This window comes from Chryseobacterium sp. BLS98 (assembly GCF_001045445.1).
Classification (GTDB): Bacteria; Bacteroidota; Bacteroidia; order Flavobacteriales; family Weeksellaceae; genus Chryseobacterium.
Genome location: NZ_LFNF01000003.1, coordinates 1017687 through 1044049, shown reverse-complemented (window position 1 = coordinate 1044049; position 26363 = coordinate 1017687). Strand labels below are relative to the sequence as shown.

Here is a 26363-nt window from a genome sequence, read left to right as displayed (position 1 = left end):
CCCGTTACTCAATGAATCTCAATCCAATAATTTTCTAAAAATATTTTCAGTTTTTCAACAGTATCTTCTTCCGGATGCTTAATAATGAATATTTCATCATCGTCCCTGGTAATTAAAACATCCAAATGCTCAGATAATACATTTTCAAACGATTCCCAATATTCAAAATTATCAACGCCTATTTCACTATTTAATGGAGGCATATAACTGAATATAAGCTTTATATGTCCATCCTTGTAAATCCGGATTTCAGGTTCACTGCTTTCTTCAAATCCAATAATTTCAATCTTTCTATAATTTTTCATTGTAATTATGTTTAGGCTTTAATAGTTTAGTTTTTTTATGATATAAGTAACTGAGTCATCATTTTAGCTAAGATAGGTTCGCTGGATAAATAGTAAAAAGTATTGTAATATTGGTTTCGAAAAAAATAATGTTGTAATTCAGAAATACATCACAAGTAAATACAGATCACATGATTTTATGATCATTTTATAATAATGAAGATATTAATTTACAAGGTATTCTTGTTTTAACAAATCAATCATTGCATAATGTGAATAAGTGATGTCAGGAGCGGAATAAATCAGACAAGAGTAAGTAAAAAATTTTTCACATAAAAAAATAGTCCCGGAGTTTCCGGGACCAACGATAAAAAATTGGTATAATAGTTTATCTTTAACAGTGGAATGATCACAATATTCCCAATTCTACTTCCCTTCGAATATTATTTTTCCATCTTTAGATAACTCTACTTCACTTCCTTTCCCCCTAAGTTCATAATGATCGTTAGAATACCATATACCAGAAGCCGGTTTCTGCGATTTCATTTCAATGGGAATACCTTCAAATGATACAGTGACTACATCTTTAGTATTATTGAAGGACATTTTAATGATTTTGCCCTGGCTATCTGTAGCCGTGCTTTCTACAATCTCATCTTTTACACTCTTATTCTCATCGGTTGTTTCAGTTTCAGGCACGGATTGTTTTGTTTCCTTGGTACATGATGCCATAGCAAGTAATGTGAATGCTAAACTAGCAATAAAAAATTGTTGTTTCATATAATTATTTTTAGAAATTTAACCATTTTCCGGAATCCCTTCTGCTCGTATATTTACCATCAAAAACACAGGAAATTTTAAGCATCGGTAATAAATTGATATCTAAAGAAGTATGGGAGCCTAAATTACTGTATAACAATTTTACCTTTTCATACTGTTAGCCGTTAAGTGTAATTTTATATTATTTATTTGCAAAGATATTTTACCATCTAATACAAACAGACTATTAATAAGTTGATTTCCGAATTAAATTCTATTTTTTTCCGAAAAAAAGAAAACAATATTTTTTTTATATCTATCTATATTTCAGATTATAACATCAGGACACAGATTGAAAATAAACCTAATCAGTCTTTCACGAATGTTTGATCTTTCATAATACACGTTTTATGAATGATCACCTATCTGGTCATTCATTTTTTTTGATAGTCCGAAAAAATATTATCGGCCTGTTTTCATTATTTCCAAAATTTCTTCAATAGCAGAATAGCATCTTGCTACACTTTTCTTTTCCGAAGCCTCCTGATTAGCATTATTGAATGATCATTTTTTAATAAAAATAATATTACATACCTATACTGTTTTCGAAATTACAACACCTAATTTCGAAAATTAATACAACCTTACATTTTACAATTCAATAAATTGGCTTTTTTTTGCTTACGAGATCTATAATAATCCTCTAGTCTTAAATTATCAATTTAAAACTGCAGGGCAGCAAAACTCAAACCCGTTAATAAAAGGATATTTGGAGGAGCGCCATGCCAGGTACCTTTTGTACAAAGAAATATTTTTTTTTCATTTTTTTTAGTTTTGTTATTTCACTTCAAGACTCTGAAGATTTTTCAAAAATCCTTTAGGGTCTTGTTTTTTTGTTCAAAATGCTACAAGCACAGCTTTATAACCAGCGCGAAAATAATGTAATACTTGTTTGAAAACAGCAATTAAGTAAACCTGAAAAATAAAACCACTGTAAAGATTTACAGCGGTTTTTTCAGAGAGATTGAATATGAGGTCATTATTCAAAAGCCCTTCCAGTACTATATTATTGATTTTTAGATGTATATCCCATACCTCTCAAAGATTTTTTGGGAAAAGTATCTTTTCAGGCTAATTTTCATTAGCATAGCCTTTAATCAGGTAAATTCACATGTATCATTTTCTCAGATTTTTTTCATCTTCAATGTCGAGCAATGTAATTGATCCATAGAATCATATTTTTTAAAACTACAGGTCTGAATCATTTAAAAAGGCAATATAGGCCGAAGGAGTATACCCTGTAATTTCTCCAAAAATTTTTGTGAAAGAAGCTACTGTAAAATACCCGCATTCATCGGCTAGACATCTGACCTTATATCTTCTATATTCCTTGTCATTCTTAAGTTTTCCTATAATATATTTAATTCTCAAAGTATTTAAGTAAGCGTTGAAGTTTTCAGCTTTATACTTTTTGATGACAATGGACAAATACCTAACATTTGTATCCACTTGTGCTGCCAATTTGCCCTGAGTTATTCCCTTTTGTAAAAAATGAAGTTTATCCTCAAACTTATCGAGCCTTTTCAAAATTTGGGATTCGGTTTCATAACTAATCGCTTCTTCTATCTTATTACCTGGAATACTTGTACTTTCGCTCACTTCTTTCTCAATCTTTACTTCATTACCGGAGGCAACCGAAATTTTATCAGCTTTTTTTCTTAAAATAAAAAAAATGATTAAAAGAGCTGACAAAAAGTAAAAAAAGAAATTGATAATCTGCTCCCGAAAATTTTCTTTATCTTTTTTTGTACTATTTTCTTTATAAATCTGTACAAAGGATTTTAATTTGTCCTTGTTGATTTGATCTTCATTATTCTTAAACTTGATATAATATTGCTGGGCTTGTTCATGTTGCTTAGTATTTTCATAAGCATAGCTTAAATATTGATAAGTTTCGAGGATTTTTTGTTTATGGGTTCCAATACTCAAATATTTTAGAGCAATATTGCCATAATATATGGCACTATCATAATCTTTTTTCCTTAGATAATTACGGGCGAGCTCAGTACCAATAAAACCAAAAATGTAAGGGGTTTCGGCATACTTGTTATAATATCCTGCTTTTTTAAGATGAGAGATTACAGTATCAGCAGGCTTTACCTTATATTCGAGCATGGCAATATTCGTATATGTCTGGGAAAAATACCGATTATTGTTAAAATATTTTTTAGGAATTTTTTTATAATAGTCCAAAGCCGTAAACAGGTAATCCAACCGCATTGTAATACTATCCTTATGATGGATTGTTGAAAAACCTAATTTGGTATACAGATGCCCTAAAACCAGATCCTTAAAAATATCATCTTCACTTTCTTTTACAAGTGAAATAGCATCTGTAATATACTTTCTGCTATCATCAGATTCTAAATCGTGATATATAGATCCAATAAACCCCTGGTTGATACCTGCACCGGACTTTTGCTTTGATTTTTTCCCAAGCTCCAGTCCCTTTTCAAAATAATTTCTTGCTCTTTCATAATTCCCTTTATTTAAATAAATACGACCAATAATATTATACGATAGCGCAGCTATATTATAATTTTTTTCTTTTACGGAGCTTATAATTAATTTCTGGTATCTTTTTTCTGTTTCTTTATAGTTTCCCGTATTATACAGTTTTTCGTTTAAAATATATTGCTTTACCAAATCTGTCGAATTTTGTTGACTTGGGCAATAGATTATAAGCAACATCATAAATAAGGTTAATACTTTTCTATCCATTTTGAGTTTTTTTGCACATGCTAGATCTTAAATTATCACTCTGGTGAGAAGTAGTTCTGATAGTTAAAATAATATGTGAAAAAATTCCATATTAAGTTATATATACACCATCTGTATTATTATACAACTGGTATTTATTTTTTAGACCAAAAATATTTTCTTCCATTTGGCTACAGTATTCCGACTTAAGTTAAAATGAAGTGCTAATTGTGTATTATTTAAACGATGTTTTTTCTGATAATCTAAAATTTTTAAGATTGAATCTTTATCATAAGAACGAAACTTTTGATTAACATCTTTATCCGCAGGTTCAGAAATAATGTTATTAAGAGCAATCACATCCAGCAAGGTTAATTCTTTTTTTCGAAGTATTACTTCGCATTTTTCTTTTTTATCTAAGTGTTTATTAGCAATAATATCGCTGTAAATAAGTTTATAATCGGGTCTTTTCATAATTTTAACAACTCATCGTTTATCCTGTTTTTCAAAATTTTTTTTAGTTTTCCCTGATCAAATGATAAAAATCCGATTTACTTTCCACCGGCTCTCTGCATGTTATTCATTTTTATTCCTTTCATTAGGATTGTACTTGACCATCCATTTATACAAAGTTGTTTTAGGAATTCTGTATTCATCTACGATCTGTTGATGAGTCTTTTCCCCTTTTTCTATCAATTCAAGAATGAAATCGATTAATTCTTTTGAATATATATTTTTTCGGAACTGAGGCAATGCGGGTTTTTTCTTTTTTTCACCTAGACTATTTTTATTCGGAGGAGAGTACAATATCAAATGTTGAGAATATAGTCTGAAAAAATCGTACTCTAACAATTTGCTCCATCTCAAAAGAAGTTCAGAATCCAGTGATTTTTGTAAGAATATCTTTTCTATTTCTATCTCACCCATTTGTAAGAAATTGATTGTTCGCTCCATCGAAATATTATTTTCTTTCCACTTTGCAAGTATTAAGCTACCGATATGAATATTTTTGAACATTTAATTTATATATTATGGTCGTGCTTAAAGTTTACGAGATTACTCTCTGAATGAGAATTACCAAATACAGATTCACCCATTATGGCTATCGCTAAGTCAATTCTATCTTGTGTCAAGCCGAGCTCCTTAAATTCTTTTAAAAATTCCATAATTTTTATATTAATCTAATATTTCCAGAATGTCCATACACTTCCATTAAAAAAACACAAAAGTTTGGAAACAGTATCATATACCATCATTCCCGGAGAAGGATTGATAATATTGAGATGCGGATTAACTACTTTGGGAAGTATCATTGCTTTACTGCTATCTTCCAACACTAAAATCCCCGGTGTGGAAGAAGGAGTTCCTACAGTAACTTTTGCTTTGGAATTTTCTGTTATAGGATCTTGTAATGAGGTGTTAACAGCACCATTTGTTTCTAAACTAAGATCTTTCCATCCGGAAACCAGTTTCACTTTTGCTTTTTTATCTGAAGTGTCAAAAACAAGAGTTCCGTTAACTGCTCCTGTAACGTCTGTTGTTGATGTGACCCAAGGCAGAATCAACCCTTTGGGTTCAGTGTCTGCAAATTCCAGAGAAACCGATGAATTGGAAACAGAGGCTTTACCTAATGCTACCTGACAGAATACCTGGCAGGAAAGAGATATGGAAAAAATAGAAAAACATTTTACAAGGCTTATTTTTTTCATCATAATTTTATTTAAGTTGTTCTTTTAAAATTTAATAAATTACTAATTAGACCTCTTGGAAAAGAGTACCTTTTATTTCCTCCCCGTAAGGCCGGGGAGAAAAATTAAAGGCATCATGAACTGATACTATATAGATTCATCATTGTGTTATTAGATACGGATTTATCCGGCTTTAAAAATCTTATACATTTTCTTGTACATATTTTTTTCACTTTATTAAGTGTTATTTTCAAACTCAAATGAATGACCAGCTAGAACCTCTTGGAAAAGAGACCTTTTATTTCCTCCCCGTAAGACCGGGGAGAAAAACTAAAGGCATCATGAACTGATACTATATAAATCATTGTGTTTTCTTAAGTGCTGATTAATCAGGGCAAGTAGGATTACTATAACATCTCCACATCGTGCCATTATATATGCTTAAACAGTCAAGATCGGTATCATATACCATCATGCCCTCCACGGGAATAAGCGCGTTTTTTTGTGCAGAAGTAAGCCTGTTGATGACAAAGCCTTTTGTTTTAGATTCTAAAGCCGCCCATGCACCGGTTCTTACCATTGGCCAATTAGCTTTATTGTCTTCCCCCGCTCGGCCTAATGAGGTGATACCAAATTTAGTAGGTAAAGTCGCCCCAGAAGTTGCAGCTGGCTTGAAACAATATGTTAATTTTATTCCAAAATTTTGGTTGGTGACATCATTGGTTTGGGTGCTTAATTCAATAACTCCCAGTTCGATTCCCTGAACAGCTGTATTGGATGGATCCACCGCATCTGCCGTATTCACCCAATAAGGAGGTAAAGAAGCTCCTGAAGCATATGTACTTCCAATGGCAGGATGGTTTGTAGTAAGAATGATCTTGTATCCAGATGTATTAAAAGCTAAATTATTTAGTTTGTAATTACCTGTGGATGCATCTACCGCAGCCACATCTAAAACTGTATTGGAAGAATTTACCAGTACCGTATTTAATCCCCCGGCATTGGTATAAGGTTCAGCATTGTCCTTGACACCATTGGAATTTATATCATTCCAAACATTGCCGGTAACATTCAGTAGGTAAAATAATCCATTTACAACAAGGTCAACACCTCCGTCAATAACATTGGTTTTTAAAGGAAAGTTCTGAGGATCAAGATAGCTGTTCATTTCAGTACCACCTGCAGTGGCTGGAAAATCTCCTCCGGCAGTTGAAATCCCATAAAAATTATCACCTACCTTTAGCCCCAGATCCTGAAAAGAAAAGAACAAGCCGTAAATGATTTGTTTTCCAAGCACATTGTCAGCAGAAGGATTATTAGTAGAGGTTTTATCGTTTAATGCCCCATCTGTATCTCTTTCCCTATAGGTAATGACAGAAGACATGGAATAGATTTCAGTACTGGAAGCTGAAAGGTTAACGAAAGCACCTCCGTTAATACTTTTTTGCGTCCAATTGCTATTGAGTTTTATAATATTTGAATAAATAAAGTTGGTTCCTGATCCTGTATTACTTCCCTCAGATAAATTTCTTATGGCCGAAAAAGTAACCGGATCATCATTATTACCACGGTTTGAAATTACAATTCCCCCACTCGTTATATTATTAGCAGTAATTTTTACCGGAGTAGAGTATATAAAATCAACACGTTCAATATTATTAGCATTTGAATCACCATTTGTTACAGGACTTTCAGTATTATTGAATAAATTATCAATTCCTGTATTAATATAGGCATTAGTAAGTAAGCTCAAAATCGGCTGATCAGTTGAATTTACAACTCCGGGATAGCTTGTCACCGCATTGATGGTTTTATTAGTGGTATCAACCGAACCTTCAGCATAAAATATTTGTTTGTCATTCCAGGGTATAGCCTGGTTACCGGAGTTCGGGCCAACCTGACCACTTGCAGAATTACGCCTGATATAAACTTGAGGAGCATCAGGGCCTACCAAATAATTCTTACCATCGATGGTAATACCTGTCAGTTTTCTATTTTTAGTCCCCAGAAAATTGTGCGGAAAACTTTTGCCTACCGTAAACGTTGAAGTAAGACTGCTGGAAGAAGGATTCTCAATAGTTGCATTGTAAGAGGTACTGCTTCCTGTAGTATTGGTTGTGGTTGCAGTAAAAGCTGTTTGAGCCGATATTATTTCAGCCCAAAAAAGACATAATAATCCTATTTTTTTCATTTGTGTTTATAATTTTGTGTTTAAATTGAAATATCATTTTTCGTGTGGATATTTTATACTTCATAAGTTATTTTCGTAACTGCTTTATGTTTGCAAAATTGATACTTATCCTCATAAAGTCCGCGGTATTGATATATAATTTTCCGAAATAAGCAGTAGTTATTTCCGATATTCACCACGTATAAATTCAAAATAAAACATTAGTATACAATATATTATAACTCACCACCCAAATACATAAAAATGAAAAGACCGTTATAAAAGACATATTTTTAACTGGAAGATTTCAGTTGAATACTTCTCACCAGACAGGCTGTTTTAGTTTATTGCATTCATTGTGATTCTCACTTCCGGACAATAAAAATTATCAACCCGAATCTGCCAAACACCAAACAGATCAGTTTAAATTCAATCGGATAAATGAAACACGGAAAAATGGAGAGAGGAGAAAATTGCATTGATATTTAAAAAAGAAAGGCTAATATTATCCGTTAATCCAAATCTTTTTCTTTAGAAAGCAAAACCAAATAGGAAGATGGCGTTAATCCCGTTATTTCTTTAAATATTTTTGTAAATGAAGCAGATGTTGGAAAGCCACAAGCTTCTGCCAGATAACTTATTTTATATTTCCTATATAATGATTCCGTTTCTATTTTATGAATTATATAATTTATTCTTAGATTATTAATATATGAATTAAAGTTTTCTGCTTTATATTTTTTTATAATCTCAGATAGATATCTCACATTGGTTTGTAGTTCAGAAGCAAGATTTCCCTGGGTAATTCCTTTTTGTATAAACTGCAAATTATTTTCAAATTCTTTCAATCCATTCAAAATATGCAATTCAGTACTGTTGCTTATTGCTTCCGTGAGTTTAATATTATTTTTTAAAACTCTATTGGTTTCAGGGAGTACTTTTATTTCATTTAACTGGTTACGGAAGTCAGAAAACAGTTTTTTCTCTTTCCTGTACTTGCTTCTCATATAAAATGTGCTGCCTAGCAATAATATGAGAATAAAAAATGAAATATTAATGATCATTATATTATATTGGCCAAGCTTTTTTGTCTTTTGAGTGTTTTCTTCATAGACCTTTGCCACTGATTTCAGCTTATTCTTATTTAGCTTATTGTCTAATTCCAGATATTGATTATAATATTTTTCACTTAATTTCTGCTGATTGGTGCTTTTGTAAGCATCTGCCAGGCATTCATAAGCCTCTAACTGTCCGGCCGCATCATTGTTATTTTGAAGATTTAAAAATTTATAACTATAGAATATTACGCTGTCATATTTCTCCATACCTTGATAGGACATAGCCAAACCTAAGTAAATACGGGAATAAGTACGGATATTTTTTTTCTTATGGTTATATTTTAGTGCTTGTCCAAGATTAAATACAGCTGAATGATAAAGTTTCATATCCTGCTGGACAGATGCTAAATTAATATATCCTACTGAGCGCCTATCAAAATAGTTTAAAGGAGCTTCGTTATAATATTTCAAAGCTTTTTCCACGAGTTTTAATCTAATTTTTAAACTATCAGCGATCGTATATTTTATATTGGGAACACTGATTTTGGAGAAGCTTAAAAATGTGTATAGATTTCCCAACGTAGTATTACGAAATTCATCATTTGTTTTATTTTTTTCTAGTAAATCTATTCCCTGATTGATAAAGCTTCTTCCCATTTCATGAGCTTCCATTTCTTGATAGATTTGGCCAATTCCCCCAAAATTACTTGCTACACCGGATTTTTGTAAAGATTTATTGCCTGCCTCTATTCCTTTTTCAAAATAAGCTTTTGCTTTTTCAAAGTCTCCCTTAGCATGATAAATATATCCCAGGTTAGCATAGCATAAGGACATTATATTGTATTGTTTTTCTTCTTCACAAAGATTTATTAAATTTTTGTAATCCTTTTCGGCTTTATTAAAATCTCCATTTCCTATTGCTGAAATGTTGATAAATTCCTTTGTTAAATCTACAGGTAACGACTGAGCATTTATTATCTTCGTTAATGATAATATGACCAATAAGGAATAGATAAATTTATTCATTGTGATTATTATTTGTAGAAAATTTCAAAAATTCACTTTTAGATACTTCCCTATTTGGAGACATAAATTATAGCTTTGACAAAGTTAACTAAATTAGTTTTGCAGAACGTGAGTTTATTTTCACAAAGAATCATTAATACTTTGATTTTCAATATATTAAATTTATTCAATTCCGAAATAACCATGTCTTATTTCCGAAATAGATAAAAGCTTTAAAGAATACTCCCATTTTATTCATGTTTTTTTACAAAACTAAAAAATATTATTTCTATTAAACTAGAGATAAAAAGATAAGGGATCAACTGCTTCAGAAATCCATTTAAAGAAGCGCCTACCGGAATTTTACATGTTTAACTTCAGCGTCACCAGCCGATTTTTCTGATTCAAAAGAAATTAAATCCATCTATGAAAATTAAAATAACGCTCTGTAATTCATTAAGCATTTAAATCCATAATCAAGTGGATTGTTACTCTTGCTTCAGATTTCAGACGGAACAATTGAACAGATGTAACTGCTGTGTGCAGCCTTTAATAAAAAGTATAATTTTGCCATTGTAGCCTTTTAGCCTGTCCCAGACTGCGTAAACTTGGAAATCCACATAAAAAATAGTTGATAGTTGCCAACTATTTTTCGGAAATAAATTTATTTTCGATGTAGAAAGGTGGTCATACCTAATTAGTTCAGTATAATATCAGTAGAATTGATCTCTCAAGATATTAAGAATTTTATCATGTGTGAAGAAGCAAAGTGAATCCAATTTAGCGATATCAGCATTGGTATGCCTTTCCACTTTACAGTCTCGCCTCTCTTTCATGGGTATTCCGTAAGGATTATGTGAAGTTCTTCCAGAAAAAAATCGGCGCTCATCAAAACAGGCATCCTACGTCAGAGTATTTCAATTTATTTTTCTATAAAGCACTTTATTACTTCCTGTTATTGTATTGCCGCTATTGGTGCTGGATGTAAGCTGGTGGCAGTTTCTGATCGGCTTTCTGCTTTTACATATTGCCGAAGGGTTAACAATGGGACTGGTTTTTCAGTTGGCACATGTAGTTGAAGGCACCCATTTTCCTGTGCCTAATGAAACCGGGCAAATGGAAGAAGCCTGGGCAGAACATCAGATGTATACCACAGCGAATTTTGCAACACATAATAAGCTCGCGGCATTTTTTCTCGGCGGGCTTAACAGGCAGATAGAGCATCACCTGTTTCCTAAGGTCTGCCACATTCACTATGGCGAAATCTCCATCATTGTGAAGAAGACTGCTCTGGAATTCAATTTGCCGTACATTGAGAATAAGAGCTTTTTATCTGCGCTGCGCTCGCATTTTCTAATCCTGAAGAAATTTGGCAGGGAAGCAACCGTGGATTAATCTTAATCAAAGCATGCCTGTTAACTTTTGTGCCAATGGAACCAAGCTTTTAGACTTCTAGTTTGATAAAAAAATCAAATGCTAATTCCATCTTTATTCAATTCAATATTTTAATGAATAATTGATTTAAAGTCTCTTAAATGTTATAAAGCATATGGTTTACGTTTAATCATTTCAAATCTTTGGTAATGTACCCTCTTTTGAAATCAGACTCTTTTCTATTTGTCTCAAAAAGATAAAATATTTTTAGTTTGGGATTTTTCGAGAGATACAGTATTATATGGTTTAGTCGTTTTTATTGAACAGACCTATTTTATGGGTGATCAATATTTCTTAAATTTATACTCGTGTGGAGATACGGGTTGCAGTATTAGTTGTAAGGATGCAAATTTGAGTTGTTGGTTATTGGATTTTAAAAAAAACAATATACTACGAATGTTCTCATATTATTCAGCATATTCCGCAACATGATATTGTTTCTTATTTAGATGTTACAAAAGTTCACTTAAGCCGTATAAAAATAAGCCAGTCAGGAAAATGAATGATATCCCCCAACATCAACTCGTCAAACCCGACCAGTCGATTGCCGATTTCGTCTATTGCTTTTCATCGATACAAAACCTGTCTTCTATTACCGAAGGCGTGATTATTCCGAACGGAAAAATTGATCTATCTTTTTATAAAACCTCAGATGGTCAATTTCACATTTCGCTTTTAGGCCTGGAAACAAAACCTAAAATCACACCGGAGCAAAGTATTTCAACTTTTTTTGCCATTAATTTTAATCCGCTTGCCGTAGAATATATTTTACGCCACTCTATCGCAGACATTCTGAATACAGGAAAATCTTTGCCAGATAATTTTTGGGGGTTCAACATCGGCGATTTAAATGATTTTGATTTGTTCTGCGAAAAAGCCACCCTAAAAATTCAATCGCTTTTACCAAAAGAAATCGATAACCGGAAACGCCAATTGTTTGAATTGATTACGGCAACCAACGGCGAAATTTCAGTGAAGGAGCTTTCGGAAAAAGTAGCATGGAGCGCAAGACAGATCAATCAATATTTCAATCAGCAATTCGGGCTTTCATTAAAGGCATATTGCAGCATTCTGCGTTTTCAGGCTTCACTTTCGCATATCAAGGAAGGCAAGCTTTTTCCGCAGCTGAACTATTACGATCAGTCGCATTTCATCAAAGAAATCAAAAAACTTTCAGGTGCCTCGCCCAAAGAATTATTCAAAAACAAAGACCGCCGATTTTTACAATTTTTAATAACTGACAAGAAATAATTTTGCAGCATCAATTTTAAAATTATGCTCATACAAAATAAAAAAATCGCCATTGTAGGTGGCGGACCGGCTGGCTTAACCTTAGCGAGATTATTACAAATGCAAAATGCTGATGTTAAAGTCTATGAAAGAGACTTCAACAGAAATGTCCGTGTGCAGGGCTCCACTCTGGATCTGCACGAAACAACCGGTTTGGAGGCTTTGAAACGTGCAGGTTTGCTTGATGAATTTTATAAGCATCACCGTCCTGAAGCAAGTAAAATGATATTGGCGGATAAGTCGCTCAACATCCATTTCGACGACCGTAATTTTGCAAAAACGATTTCCGAAACCCGCCCGGAAATTGACCGTGCGCCATTGCGTAATATTTTATTAAATTCTTTACAGCCCGATACCGTTGTCTGGGACAGCCGTTTTATTTCCATGGAAAAACAGGACAATGACTGGCTTCTGCATTTCCGCAACGGAACAAGCGCTTATGCAGATTTGGTAATTGCTGCCGACGGAGCCAATTCAAAAATCCGTCCTTACCTTAGCGATCTTAAAGCTATTTTTTCAGGTATTACACTGATTCAGGGTGATATTTACGAAGTGGAAAAAAACACATCCCAACTTTTTTCTTTTGGAAAAGTAATGGCTTTTGATGATGAAAAAATGCTGGGTTACGGTACAAAAGGCGACGGCTCAATTATGTTTATAGTGGCCTTCAAAACTTCTGAAAACTGGCTTTCCGAAAGTAAAATTGATTTCAACAATAAAGAACAGGTGACCGCTTGGTTTAAACAGGAATTTTCAAACTGGAGCGAAAATTGGCTGGAATTATTTACCAATGAAAGCGTTCACTTTACTCCGCGGCCTCAATATTATTATCCGTTCAATCAAACCTGGGAAACTCAGGAAAATTTAACCATGATTGGCGATGCTGCCCACAAAATGCCGCCTTTCGCAGGCGAGGGCGCCAATGTAGCCATGCAGGATGCGTTTGAGTTAGCCGAATGCTTAACAGGCAATACATTTTCTGATATTAAATCCGCCATCGCTCATTTTGAAAAGAATATGGTTATAAGAGGAGCTGCAGCAACACAAGATACTCTGGAAAATATGGAAAGAATGTTCTCAAAAAACGGATTGGAGCAAATGATTTCGTTTTTTAATCAGGTGGAACATAAAATCTGATGGTAAATATTATTATTCTGTTCAGAATTTGTAGACACAAAAACGGTTTATCAGCAATGTTGATAAACCGTTTTTCCTAAAATGCTTTTATGCTTAAAGTTCGGAATTTATTTAGGGCAGTTTTTAGGAGAATTCACAGGATTGCATCTTGCCGTTTCACCATTAGGCATCGTAACATAATAATCTGTTCCATAGGCATTCCCTTTCCTGAAAAAATCTGTGGAAACAACCTGTGCCCCGCTGCTGAACGCTGCTTTTTCCCTTGTCCTATCGTTTACCTTTGCCTCATACGTTTCTATATCTGAACGGGTTCTCACAAGGTATCCTTCTTTTACCAGCTTCTGAATCTCATTTTGTCTTACGATGGCATTATCATAAAGGATGAAAGCCGAATAATCTTTGCCCGGAGCAGATTCTATGAACATCATTCTTCCTTTAAGGCCCGGACGCCCTGATAAATAAGGAGATTCGTTATTGCTGATTCCGGCACTGGAAGGCAACAGTATAAAAACAAATTTCCCTTTTGAATCATTTACCGTCGGCCAGTTATGGTGAAGTACCGCTTCATTGAGGGTTTTATATTTTCCTTTAACATCATCAGGGGCAATAATTTTATCTCTTCCCAATACAGAAAGTACTTCCTGATCCAGATCGTCAAATGCTTTCTGATCGAATTTAAGAACTTCTGCAGGATTGGGGAAAATAGGAAGCCCGGAATCTTTGGCTTCAACCTGAATGAAAACGGGAACATGATCAGGATTTTTATCAGACCAGTCTTTCAAAGCCTGAAGTGCCTTTTTAAAAGTAGTGTAATGGGTTCTGAAATCCAGGTCTGCAATATGCATTACTTTGAAACCCGGCTTATCCAGGTCTTCCGTAGAAAAAGGGGCAAGATCCGTTACGCCCTGCTTTTTCAGCATTTCGTAAGAAGCAGGCTTATTGAATCTGTTTCCTGTAGGATCATAGTAAACATCAATTTCAATATTCCTCATACCGGCATTAAGCTGCTCGTTAAAATCGGGATGATTATAATTTAAGCCCTCAGCAAAATCAAGTCCGTTGGGATGATATTCCTGGAATTTGGCTTTTTCTTCTGCAGACATTTTATCAAAAAAAGAACCTTTGAATTTCTCCATAATGCTGCCTGCCATCTTCAAAACTTTGGAATCTACAGGTTTTGCATAGCTGTTGTGAGTTCCCAGTACCTGGATCTGATTAATTTTCAAATCTTTCGGATATCCGCTGAATTCTTTTTTATTCTGCGCTATTGCCAATACCGATAACAATCCGAATGTGGATAGTATTATTTTTTTCATGTTAAAATATTTAAATTAAAAGTTGAGTGAAACTCCCATTTGTCCTCGGAAGCCTGTATAGGAAACGTTTTCTGTTCGGTCCTGTTTCCCATGATAAAATCTGTTAGGTTCGTTGAAAAGATTATTAAGCTCTGCAAAAAGCCTTATTTTCTTTGAAATGGCATAAGAAGCTGTAGCATCAAGGGTAAAGTTTTTATCAAACCACTGGTAATGATCGGGCCCGGCCAGAGAACGGATAGCATTGAGGTATTTCCCTTTGTAATTTCCTGCCAACCTTATCATCAGCTTATCCGTTTCATAGAAAATACTTGCATTGAAGATGTGTTTTGCCTGTTTGGGTAAAGTGGTTTCGATCTTTTCCACCGCTGCCCCGTTATATACCGGTATTTCGGTTTTTGAATCCACAAAAGTGTAATTCCCTTCAAATCCAAAATGCTGCAAAAAGCCCGGCAATTCTGTAAAGCGTTTACTGAAATTGGCTTCCAGACCAAACAGCCAGCCTTTCTCTAAATTTCCTGGCGAGCTTTTAAGATATACCAACCCGTTTCTCTGCTCCGTCGTCTGATCCTGATAAATGATACTGCTAAGGCTTTTATAGAAGCTTCCCACAGAAATGATTCCTAAATTGGAAAAATATTTTTCAAACATCAGGTCAAAACTGTTGGCATAGGTAGGTTTCAGTCCTGCATTACCTTGTGTGATGGTCTGAAGGGCATCGTTAATCTGTAACCCTGGATTAAGGTCACTGAAATCCGGTCTTGCAAACGATCTGGTGTACGAAGCTCTGAAGATGGTATTTTCATCCAGATTATATTTCATATTCACCATTGGAAGGAAGGCGTTATATGTATTCTCCTTTTCAACAGGCTCCGCGACCGTAGTATTTCCTTTTATGACAACACTGTTGCCTTTGAAATTGGTCACATTATATTCATTCCTGAACCCTCCGATCACCGTCAATTTCTCAGTCAGCCTGAAATTTCCCATCACATACGCCGAATATACGTTTTCCTTTCCGGAATACGATGCAGCAAGATTGCTTGCAGTATTAGGCCCCTGTACATTGAACATCGTATTATTTGCTATGAATTCCGGGGTATACATCTGATCGATCTGCCCGTTGGTAATCTGGTCGATGATGACATTATTGTAAGGCTGGCCAAGCGGGTTCAGAAATCCGCCATTATAAGCGAAACCTTCTGTCTGCAGCTGATTCAGATAGACAAGAGGTGCTGATCCCGGTATTCCCATGAGCTTTGAAGGCATCCAAACGTAAACACTTGAAGCAAAATTTTTATCTTTATCTACTAACTTTCCTCCAGCTTTTAAATTGATTTTATCATTGAGCCTGTAGCTGAAATTGAACTGCCCTCTGTAATCCCTTTCACTGTTTTTATTCCTGCTGATAATGGTTTGATAGAGGTAAATCTGAGCGGGATCTAATGCACTCAGGTTATGTGGCAGGACAACATCGGAAGCATCACCTGTACCGTCGGGAGAATCCATTGCCAGGTATTTCAATCCGTCTGCCGAGAGATTTCCATAAGTCATATTTTGTCTAAACAAAACAATCGGGTACCCTCGTTCGTCTTTACTCAGATTTTTGGGAGAATTGAACTCAAAACTTGATCTTGCCTTTACTAAAGACCAGTCGAGTTTTAACTTATCTGATAATTTGTGCTCCCCTCCAAGATCGAAGGAATAGAGATCGGTAACATAATCCGAATGCCTGGCCTGTAACTGAACATTTTTTGTATTGAAGTTAAAATAGGTCTCGCGAACGTTCTGTCCATCAATATATTGACTGTACAGTCCTTTAAAATAAAGTTTATTATTTTTATTGATCTGATAATCCAAAGCTCCGTTGAAGCCTAAAGTTCTTCTTTGCGCAATATAATCCCTCAGCTGTAACTGATTGATCGCAAAAGATTTAACCTTATCCTTATTATTGAAATCATACACCATCTGGAAGTTATCTATCCCGGTGTCTCTGTTCCATATTACAGCAGAAGTAATGAATCTCAGCTTATCTGTGATTTTGTTCCCATACACCACTGAAGCATTGTAGCTGGGAGATTTGGATTGATTAACAAAGCCTCCAGCCGCATTTACAGACAGTGTTTCTTTACTTACAGCTGTTTTTGTGATAAAATCTATCGTTCCCCCGATGGCGTCACCATCCATATCGGGAGTAAGTGTTTTTGATAGCTTTACAAACTGGATCAGTTCCGAAGGAAAAATATCCATCTGCAGTCCCCTGTTGGCATAATCTCCACTGGCACTTGGCATCCTGTTTCCATTGAGGGTGGATGAGCTCCATTGGATAGGCGTTCCCCTTACGGCTGCAAAACGACCTTCACCCATGTCTCTTTCAATGGTTACAGCAGGTAATCTCTGGATGGCTTCGGCGGCGTTTCTGTCGGGAAGTTTTCCGATGACATCGGAGGCCAAGACATCAGAGATGGTTTCGGAATTCTTTTTAATATTCAGTGCCCTGGCCTGAGAAGGTTTGTAGGCGGAAGTGATGACAACGCCTTCAATGCTTTTTGTATTTTCTTTATTTTCCAGGACAATGATTCCTAAATCTGCAACCTTTGGATTGGCGGAGGTATCAATATCAACCGTTTTATCGGTATATCCTTCGTAAGTTACAATAACAGAAGCGGAACCTTCAGGAATGGTAATACTGAAATTCCCCTGGTTATCTGTCAGAACAAAGTTTTTTTTGTCATAAGTCAGAACTTTTGCCTGCGGAAGTTTCCCCTGTGAGTCTTCTATCTTTCCGCTTACCTGGATCTGTGCATAAGATTGTATTGAAGCAAAGAAGAGTGCAACGGCCAAAGTTGATGTTAGTTTTTTCATTTTTACAGATGCTTTTATCTGCTGCAAAACTATTCCGACTTTCATTTTGAAAAGTTCATCCGGATTAAGATGAACTTATTTCCATAAAACAGACAAATAAATAACTGATTATCAGTATTTTAAATTGTTTTAATTATTTATTAACGAATAAAAACCAAAAGTTAATAATCGTGATGGAATTCTTTTTCCCTGAGAATTTTCCTGCGGTAATCGTTGGGATTTACCCCGGTTTCCTGTTTGAAATATTTATAAAAAGTAGCTTTAGACCTGAACCCGCACTGGTAATAAAGTTCACTGATCTGCTGCTCCGGATTTTGATTGATCTGCTCTATAAATTCCTCAATCCGGTACTTATTGATGAGATCGTAAAAAGTAGTCTCAAGGCCTTCAGAAATACATTGGGATAAATGGTTTTTAGAAATATGGATCATATTGGAAATATCATCCATGCTCAGATCTTCTTTTGTGTATATTTTTTTATTCCTTAAGAGTTCAATTAACCTGTTGTTGGTATTGGCTATATAGTCTTTACTCAGGACGGAATTTTTGTATTTTCTGCTTTTTTTATGTTCTGTCAAAGTTTCCGTGACTTCATTTACATCTATGTCGTTATTGACCACATTCACTCCGGAAAGCGGCTTGTCTATTTGAGTCAGCCGGATGAGAAAAACAAACTGTACAAAGAAGGAAAAGGTATAAATAATTCTCAAAAGCTCCCTGTCTACCAATCCCCCGTATCCGCATATCATATAGGTAAAAATTAAAGTAAGTACAAAACATAAAAACTGTATAAACAGCTTCTGAAATGGATTTTCTTTATTTCTGCGCCTGATCTGCTCAGTAAGGGTAACTATGAGATAACTTACCCAATAAAAGGGATAAATTTTAAAAATCCATAAATAAAACCGGTGAAAACTCTGGGATTCCGAACCGATAAACACAACAATAATGTTACAGATGAATACAACGAAAAAAGGAAGAAAGTGAAAGTAGTTTTTCCAGTTAAAATTATATTTCAGTAAAAGCCTGCCTGTAAGAAACAACAGCGGCCCTTTTACAAGCCGAAAACTTGACGGATACTGATCGATCAGAAAAGTGCTGCCGTGCCCTAAATTGAAGATGAAATATTCATAAAGAAGATCTAAAATTACCGTTACTATATAAAGTATTAAGAAAATATTTTTCTTTGAATTTTCTTTTTTAATTAAAAAAAACGATAGAACGGCTTCTAAAATTACAGCCAGAAAAGCCCCGGAAATTTCCATAATGAATCAGTAAAAAAATTTCCAGAAAAATAATCTTTTTTAGCAAGAATACTGAGAATGATGAATTAATTAAACATTAAATATAGAGGAACAAAAACAACACTTAATAAAGTAGAGTCGTTTTTCATCTGATAATTTATAAATCTTCCTTACGATATCATGTCTATTACTTGTTGGAGTTTTTTGGTGAATTGCTTTTGTATGATACAAAGTTAATCAAGATTATTACAAAACAAATGAATAGATTTATTAGAAAATTCAATTACACCAACAACTCACTTAAAAAATAAAATAATCTGGTGTATCTTAATATTCTGAAAATAAAAAATCCTTTAAAATGTAGATTTTAAAGGATTTTAATAATTTTTGAGATTTACTCTGCGGAGAGTGAGGGATTTTGTACCCATTTCTCATCGCTTTATGGATAATATTTTCGCTGTAGCATCTTTGTGAATGTCCTTAAATAGGACATTTGCAAGAAAGTGGTAAAATCCTAATTTAAATTTTACGTAGTAAAGCTAAAAATTTCTGCTCAAATCTGCAAGTAAAAAGGCTAAAAATTGAACATGTTTTTTTAGTCCAAACCAAGAATTTAATCCCTCTCTTTGCGCTTGAAATTTCTCATTTAAAATATTTCTAAAAGAAAACTAAGAAAAAAAATTAAAAAAAGAAAGCCTTTTGAAAATGAGCGTGGCATTCTGTCAAGGTTTTTTGGAAAAAGTTTTTGCGTAGATTTTATACGTAAAAAGTTTTTCTGAAAATCCGGAGGACTTGACCTTGACAGAATTTAGGTGGTGGATTTAGTAGCTCATTATCTTTGGTTTCTGTTTTTATTTTTTGTGTACTGATAATTCAAATTACTAATAAGGTTACAAACATTTCTTAAGCTTAATGGCTAGAGAAAATAAAATTTTATAATTACGGATTATCGTAAACAAATTCAAATCATTCATTATATATTGCAAGCTAATAGATTAAACTTAGATTTCACGAAATTGTAAGATGAAATCTTGATTAATCCTATGTTGTAAATTAAAAATTATAAAATGTGATTTTTAAATATATGGTAAACGATTAAGAAAATATAATGAGGTAAAATGAGTATATTTGATACTATCTGATTTTAATAAAATGTCTACATCTCAAAATTATATATATCTTGATAATGCTTCAACTACGAAGGTTGATGATGAAGTGATAAGGGAAATAATTCCATATCTCTCAGAACTTTATGGAAATAGTTCAAGTGCTCATTCTTTGGGAGTTGAAATCAATAAAAAAATTGTAAGGGCGAGAGAAAATGTTGCCAAATTATTTAATTCAGAAGCAAAAGAAATTACGTTTACTTCTGGGGCAACCGAAGCAATTAATACTATTTTAAAAGGTGTAGTTATTTCAAATAGAACAAAACGATCACAAGTTATCACAGTTAAAACTGAACATTCTGCAATACTTGATACCTGCAGATATTTGGAAGAAATAGGTTTTGATGTTGTTTACTTACCTGTTCTCGAATCTGGATTAGTAGACTTAAATGAATTAAAAAAAGTAATTTCAGAAAAAACACTTTTAGTTTCAGTTATGTTAGTAAATAATGAAACTGGTGTAATACAGCCTATAAAAGAAATTACAAAAATATCACATCGGTTTGGAGCGCTAATGATGACGGATGCGACACAAGCAGTTGGTAAAATTCCAATTGATGTGAAAGATTTAAAGATAGATTATCTGGTTTTTTCAGGACATAAGTTTTATGCACCAAAAGGAATTGGCGGATATTATCAAAATTCCCAAAGTTTAAATTTTCAACCCTTATTACACGGTGGTGGTCAAGAGAAAGGAAAAAGAAGTGGTACATTAAATATTCCTGGAGTAATTGGAGTAGGCAAAAGCTGTGAAATATGTATAAATGAAATAGAAAGGAATAAGTCTTCGGTACAAGAGCTGCGAGATTTATTGGAAAATGAACTATTGACCATTGAAGGAGCATTTGTGAATGGAGACCGAGAGAATAGGATTTATAATATCTCAAATATTTGTTTTCCTAATATTGAGGCTGATATACTCATTAAGATGCTTGATAACATTTGCGTATCAAACGGTTCTGCTTGTCATTCTGAACTCATAGAACCCTCACATGTTCTAGTAGCAATGGGATTAAGTAATAAATATGCTTTCTCGAGTATAAGATTCAGCCTAAGTAAATACAATACCAAAAGTGAAATTCTTTACACTATTAGAAAAGTTAAAGAAATTATTTCTCAACTAAAAACTTCTAACTATGCCTGATATTTCTACAGAAGACCTTTTTAAACTTTTATATTTTAGTCCTACTGAAGAGGAAGTCGAAGAGGTAATTAAACAAAATCCTAATGTATTCAAAGATGAAAACTGGTTTCCTTTAGGTGGAAACGAAAATATGTTTGGTATCGTCCGAAATCAACAATCAAGTCCTATTGCCGCATTGGTAGAAAAGGTTACCAACTCTATTGATGCGATTCTGACCAAAAAATGCTTAGAGAAAGGAGTTGCTCCTGATTCTGATGAAGCTCCTAAGTCTATGGAAGAAGCTATCAATCTATTTTATCCGGATTATAAAAACTGGGATTTAAAACAGAATAGGCGTAAGCAATCTGAAGAAATACAGATTTTAGCAGATGGCCCACCTCGTAATACTTCTGTGATTGTATATGACAATGGTGAAGGACAGCATCCTGAGAAATTTGAAGATACATTTCTCTCTTTAGTAAGAGGAAATAAAATTCATATTCAGTTTGTTCAGGGTAAGTATAATATGGGAGGAAGCGGTGCTTTAGTATTTTGCGGAAAAAGAAGATTTCAATTGATTGCATCCAAAAGATATGATAATACCGGCAATTTTGGCTTTACTTTAATTCGTCAAAGAAAAATTAGTGAATCTGGAACCAATAGAAGATCAAGTCATTTTGAATATTTAAAGATAGATAACCAAATTCCTAATTTTCCTATAACCGATTTAGACTTAAAACTCCACGGAAGAAATTTTAACACAGGAAGTATTATAAAAATGTACTCGTATCAATTCCCTACTGGTTATTCAGGTTTTGCGCAGGATCTCAATCAAAGTCTGAATGAATTTTTATTTGAACCCGTACTCCCTCTTTTAACGGCAGATAACAAAGAGAGATATCCTAATAATAAAGTTTTAGAATTAGATTTGTTCGGATTAAAAAGAAGATTAGAAGAGGCACAAAGCGATTATATAGATACTTATTTTTCTGAAGAATATGTTGATAAATTATTCGGTAAGGCTAAAGTAACCTGTTATGTTTTTAAGCCTAAAACAGAAAAACACGATGTTAAAAAGAGCAGAGAAATTATAAGAAGCAGGTTTTTTAAAAATAATATGTCTGTTATGTTTTCCATTAACGGGCAGGTACACGGCAGTTATACAACTGAATTTATATCCAGAACTCTCAAACTCAATCTTCTTAAAGATTATCTTCTGATTCACGTGGATTGTACTGAAATGGATCCTGACTTTAGAGAAGAGTTATTTATGGCTTCTAGAGATCGTCTAAAAGATGGACCTGAAGCAAATGCATTGAGAGAATATTTGGGCAAGAAATTAAGGAAGAGTGAATTAGACGAAATTAATCGGAAACGTAAAGAAAGTATTGGATTAGAGAATGAAGATACTACTGAACTTATAAAATCATTTGCGAAAAATTTACCTAAAAACAGTGATCTATTTAAATTGCTGCAAAACACTTTAAAACTAGAGGAGAAAAAGGAAGAAAAAAAGGATAGAAAGCCTGCTTCTCAAAAACCTAAAACAGAGGTAAAGCCATTTTTGCCACAACGATTTCCATCGTTATTTCAATTACATAACAAAAAAGAAGGTATCAATATCATCTCATTGCCTAAAAACGGAGAGAGAACAATTAAATTTGATACAGATGTAGCAAATGATTATTTTGATCGTTCCGAGGATTCCGGTGATTTAGAAATCAGCGTTTTACAAATAAAAAGAAATGCGACTTCCGGAGGGACAGAACCTGGAACAAAAAAGGAGGTTTCAGGAGTGTTAAATATTGCTAAGAGCAGCCCTAATCAGGGAACCATAAAACTAACACTAGAGCCTACAGAAGAATTAAATGTTGGTGATGAAATTGAAATAAAAGCTTCTCTCACCGCACCAGGACAAACCTTCGAGGAAATAATTCTTGTAAAAGTCACTGACAAAGAAGCTCCTAAACAAAAAATACCTCAAGAAGAAGATCAGGAAGATTATATTGGATTACCCAAACTTCATCGAGTGAAAGAAGAAAATTGGAGTTCCTTGGAAGAAAACGGAATTGAAATGGGACGCAATATTGTAATGTATCCGGTTTCAGAAGGTGATCAATTGCAGGAAATATTCATTAATCTCGATAGCTCCGTATTCTTGAACCATCGTTCCAAATTAAAAGGAGAAGATCAGATTCTTACCGCTGAAAGAAAGTATATTTCTTCTGTTTATTTTCATACATTATTTCTTTATATGATTACAAAAAGAAGGAAATACTCCATATCTGTAGATAAAGAAACAGGTACTGAAAGTATAACAATAGACGAATACATCAGGGATATATTTGACCATTACTATTCTGATTTTCTATTGAATTTTGGGATGGAGCAGTTAATGGGGGCTTTGGAAGATTGATATTTATATTTCGAAATTTAGACAACAAATTAAAATTAAATTTTAAATATGCATTTTCAATATGAACCAATAGGAGATGAAAACATATTTCAAGATTTTTGTAAAGACCTATTAAATTGTGTTTATCAAACCCAATCATTCGAACTCTACAAAACAAAAGGTGCAACACAATCTGGAATTGACATTTTATCTACAACACATAAAGTAGTTGCCCAGTGTAAAAAAAAGAAACTGTTGCGTTCTGACAAGGCTTTAGAAAGAGAACTTATTAATGATTTGGATGAAAGTATAAAACTGTTTTTAGGTTCGCCAATTGATAGCCGTCGTTTTGTATTAATAACTACTACTAAGAAATATGGTCGTGTTCAGGATCGTGCTATATTTCTTTCTCAATCAAATAGCTTTGAGATTATTTTCTGGAGCTGGGAGGATATAGAAAAATTTATTGCCCAATATGTAGAATTAAGAAGCAAGTATTATCCTCATTTATTCCAAAATGAATCAGTAATACCACAAGTAATTACATATATACCTAATATTCACGAGGAAGAAATAGTTGGTCGAGAGACAGATTTATTAAACCTAGAAACACTAATTGACTCCTCCAGAAGAACTGTATTGGTTAATGGTTTAGGAGGAGTAGGAAAAAGTACACTTGCTAAACTTTTCGTACGTAAGAATTTTCGTAGGTTTTCACACATAATTTGGTTAGATGTCCACGCAGATTTTTCAAAAAAGAAACTTGTAGGAATATCTCCATTACTAGACGCTTTTGCAAATAATATAACATTGCTTAATAATTTGCAGCTTCCTATTGAGGATCTAGCTCCAGAGGATCAATTAATGATGATTCTTAATAAATTACAGAATATTTCAGGCCTTAATTTATTGGTAATTGACAATACTTCAGCTGATATAAGAGAACTCGAAAATAAATTTCCATTTGATAATTGGAAAATACTGTTAACATCTCGTGAGGAAATTGAAGGCTATTCATTGTTCAACTTAGAAGTCTTAAATGATGAAGATGCTATTCGCCTTTTTTATCAGTATTACAGAATTGAAAGAAGCAATTTAGTTATTAATCTTTTAAATTACATTGGAAACCATACTTTAACTATTGAACTATTAGCTAAGACTGCTCAAAAAAGAAGGCTCAGTATTCACAAATTAGTCGAATTATTAGAACAAAATGGATTGCAGATTCCGAAAACAGCTAAGGTCTTTGTAGATCATGACCCACAAAAAAATCCAACAACACTTTTTGAATATTTACTCAAAATATTCTCAATTTCAGACCTAACTGAAGAACAAATTCAATATTTACGATACTTTTCTATTTTAAACTCAACCCCAATCTCTTATGACGATTCAAAATTGCTTTTTGGGATTCCTGAAGTTGACAATGAGTTTTTCGATAATATCTCAGAACTTGCTTCAAAGGGATGGCTAAAAGAATTAGATGGGAACTATCAAATACATCAAATAGTACAAGAAGTATTGAGAGCTAAATTAGAACCAAATGAAAGCAATTGTATATTGCTACTTAATACGCTATCAAAAGTTCTAACTATCTCTTGGGAAACGAATCCTTTTGATATTAGGAGGTTTGTTGAATATGCTGAAAGCGTTGCTAGTCATATAGAAAACTCAGATGACAGTAAAGAAATTGCTGAACTTTATAGTATTCTAGGTTTAAGAGAAGAGGATCTTTTTAACCTAGAAAAATCACTTTTATTCAATCACAAGGCAGTATCAATATATGAGAAGGATATACCAAGTAATGCTATAGAACTTTCAGGACGCTATAATAATCTCCAATCAGTTTACAAAACACTAGGTCGAATTGATGAAGCGTTTAATTTTCAGTTTAAGGCAATAGAGCTAGAGGAAGAGTATCAACATCCCCTTCATCCTGATGTGGGGACCTCTTACAATAATCTATCGCTGCTTTATGAAATTGAAGGAGACTTAGAATCGGCATTAGATTACCAAGAGAGGGCTATATTGATTGCAGAATATAATCTAGCCGAAAATCACCCACATCTAGCAGGAGCATATAATAATTACTCCTTATTGCTTCATAAAATAGGATTAATAGACAAAGCATTACTTTATCAACAAAAATCCTTTGATATACGGAAACAAGTATTAGCTGAAAATCACCCTGAACTTGCACAAGCTCATGGAAACATAGCTGCCATGTACGAATCTATAGATAAGCTTGATGAAGCAGAATATCATACACTGAAATCTATAGAAATCAGAAAAGAAATTTATTCAAATAATCATTATACACTTGGAGCTTCCTATAACAATCTAGCTTCTATTTATTTAAAAAGAAAAGACTTTCAAAAAGCTCATGAGTTTCAAATGCAAGCGATTTCTATAGAAGTAGATGCTTTAGGAGACAGTCATTATACTCTTGGTAATACCTATAGCACAATGGCTGTAATTCAACTGCAGTTAGGCAACCTAATCGAGGCAAAACAATATGTTGAACGTGCAATTTCAATCTCGAAAAAAAATTTTGCAGAAGGACATCCTAATCGAAATATTTATGACACTTTCCTTGACCATATAGATAATCTACTTCGTATCAAAGATTAAGAGGTGTCTTAATAGCTAGCACAAGAAACCGAAGCTTATTT

General features: G+C 33.6%; 17 protein-coding genes. 6 read left to right on the top strand and 11 right to left on the bottom strand.

Annotated features, from left to right (window positions below; genetic code table 11):
* Positions 1-8: 8 nt before the first annotated feature.
* The 8 genes from ACM40_RS15855 to ACM40_RS15820 form a co-directional block, all read right to left on the bottom strand.
* The gene (locus ACM40_RS15855; RefSeq protein ID WP_048503704.1) at positions 9-305 is read right to left on the bottom strand and encodes a hypothetical protein; all 297 of its coding nucleotides are present in this window, start codon (positions 303-305) and stop codon (positions 9-11) included.
* Between the two features lie 405 nt (positions 306-710).
* Complete coding sequence (locus tag ACM40_RS15850; RefSeq protein WP_048503703.1) at positions 711-1064, bottom strand: MliC family protein; 354 nt, start codon at positions 1062-1064, stop codon at positions 711-713.
* A gap of 1227 nt (positions 1065-2291) precedes the next feature.
* Positions 2292-3824 carry a tetratricopeptide repeat protein gene (locus ACM40_RS15845; protein ID WP_083996878.1) on the bottom strand — a complete coding sequence of 511 codons (1533 nt, stop codon included), beginning with the start codon at positions 3822-3824 and terminating at the stop codon, positions 2292-2294.
* Between the two features lie 141 nt (positions 3825-3965).
* Positions 3966-4277, bottom strand: coding sequence for a hypothetical protein (locus tag ACM40_RS15840; RefSeq protein WP_048503701.1), 312 nt, complete (start codon positions 4275-4277; stop codon positions 3966-3968).
* A 102-nt stretch (positions 4278-4379) separates the two neighbouring features.
* A complete protein-coding gene (locus ACM40_RS15835) occupies positions 4380-4730 on the bottom strand; it encodes a helix-turn-helix domain-containing protein (RefSeq protein WP_316932878.1) in 351 nt (116 codons plus the stop codon).
* A gap of 254 nt (positions 4731-4984) precedes the next feature.
* A complete protein-coding gene (locus tag ACM40_RS15830) occupies positions 4985-5515 on the bottom strand; it encodes a hypothetical protein (protein ID WP_228376191.1) in 531 nt (176 codons plus the stop codon).
* A 361-nt stretch (positions 5516-5876) separates the two neighbouring features.
* Positions 5877-7682, bottom strand: a complete 1806-nt coding sequence (locus ACM40_RS15825; RefSeq protein WP_048503699.1) for a hypothetical protein — start codon at positions 7680-7682, stop codon at positions 5877-5879.
* Between the two features lie 491 nt (positions 7683-8173).
* Positions 8174-9745 (bottom strand): tetratricopeptide repeat protein, encoded by a 1572-nt coding sequence (locus ACM40_RS15820; RefSeq protein WP_048503698.1) that lies wholly within the window; start codon positions 9743-9745, stop codon positions 8174-8176.
* Positions 9746-10699: 954 nt separating this feature from the next.
* Between ACM40_RS15820 and ACM40_RS15815 the strand changes: the two genes are divergently transcribed.
* From ACM40_RS15815 to ACM40_RS15805, 3 genes are all read left to right on the top strand, one after another.
* Entirely contained in the window at positions 10700-11119 is a 420-nt protein-coding gene (locus tag ACM40_RS15815; RefSeq protein WP_228376195.1) for a fatty acid desaturase family protein, read from the top strand.
* A gap of 537 nt (positions 11120-11656) precedes the next feature.
* Entirely contained in the window at positions 11657-12409 is a 753-nt protein-coding gene (locus ACM40_RS15810) for a helix-turn-helix domain-containing protein (protein WP_048503697.1), read from the top strand.
* Positions 12410-12433: 24 nt separating this feature from the next.
* Positions 12434-13585 carry an FAD-dependent oxidoreductase gene (locus ACM40_RS15805; RefSeq protein ID WP_048503696.1) on the top strand — a complete coding sequence of 384 codons (1152 nt, stop codon included), beginning with the start codon at positions 12434-12436 and terminating at the stop codon, positions 13583-13585.
* Between the two features lie 107 nt (positions 13586-13692).
* Here ACM40_RS15805 and ACM40_RS15800 read toward each other — a convergent pair whose 3' ends face one another.
* The 3 genes from ACM40_RS15800 to ACM40_RS15790 all read right to left on the bottom strand — a co-directional run bounded on the left by ACM40_RS15800 (position 13693) and on the right by ACM40_RS15790 (position 19028).
* Complete coding sequence (locus ACM40_RS15800) at positions 13693-14901, bottom strand: Ca2+-dependent phosphoinositide-specific phospholipase C (protein ID WP_053077120.1); 1209 nt, start codon at positions 14899-14901, stop codon at positions 13693-13695.
* Between the two features lie 15 nt (positions 14902-14916).
* Complete coding sequence (locus ACM40_RS15795; RefSeq protein ID WP_228376190.1) at positions 14917-17808, bottom strand: TonB-dependent receptor; 2892 nt, start codon at positions 17806-17808, stop codon at positions 14917-14919.
* A 116-nt stretch (positions 17809-17924) separates the two neighbouring features.
* Positions 17925-19028 carry a helix-turn-helix domain-containing protein gene (locus tag ACM40_RS15790; RefSeq protein WP_048503695.1) on the bottom strand — a complete coding sequence of 368 codons (1104 nt, stop codon included), beginning with the start codon at positions 19026-19028 and terminating at the stop codon, positions 17925-17927.
* 1107 nt (positions 19029-20135) lie between these two features.
* Between ACM40_RS15790 and ACM40_RS15785 the strand changes: the two genes are divergently transcribed.
* The 3 genes from ACM40_RS15785 to ACM40_RS15775 are packed head-to-tail and all read left to right on the top strand — an operon-like array spanning position 20136 to position 26322.
* Positions 20136-21317: a cysteine desulfurase family protein gene (locus ACM40_RS15785; RefSeq protein WP_228376189.1), complete on the top strand. Its 1182-nt coding sequence runs from the start codon at positions 20136-20138 to the stop codon at positions 21315-21317.
* Positions 21310-23712, top strand: a complete 2403-nt coding sequence (locus tag ACM40_RS15780) for a hypothetical protein (protein WP_048503693.1) — start codon at positions 21310-21312, stop codon at positions 23710-23712. Before ACM40_RS15785 ends, ACM40_RS15780 begins: the two co-directional genes overlap by 8 nt.
* A 48-nt stretch (positions 23713-23760) precedes the next feature.
* Positions 23761-26322 (top strand): tetratricopeptide repeat protein, encoded by a 2562-nt coding sequence (locus tag ACM40_RS15775; protein WP_048503692.1) that lies wholly within the window; start codon positions 23761-23763, stop codon positions 26320-26322.
* Positions 26323-26363: the final 41 nt, after the last annotated feature.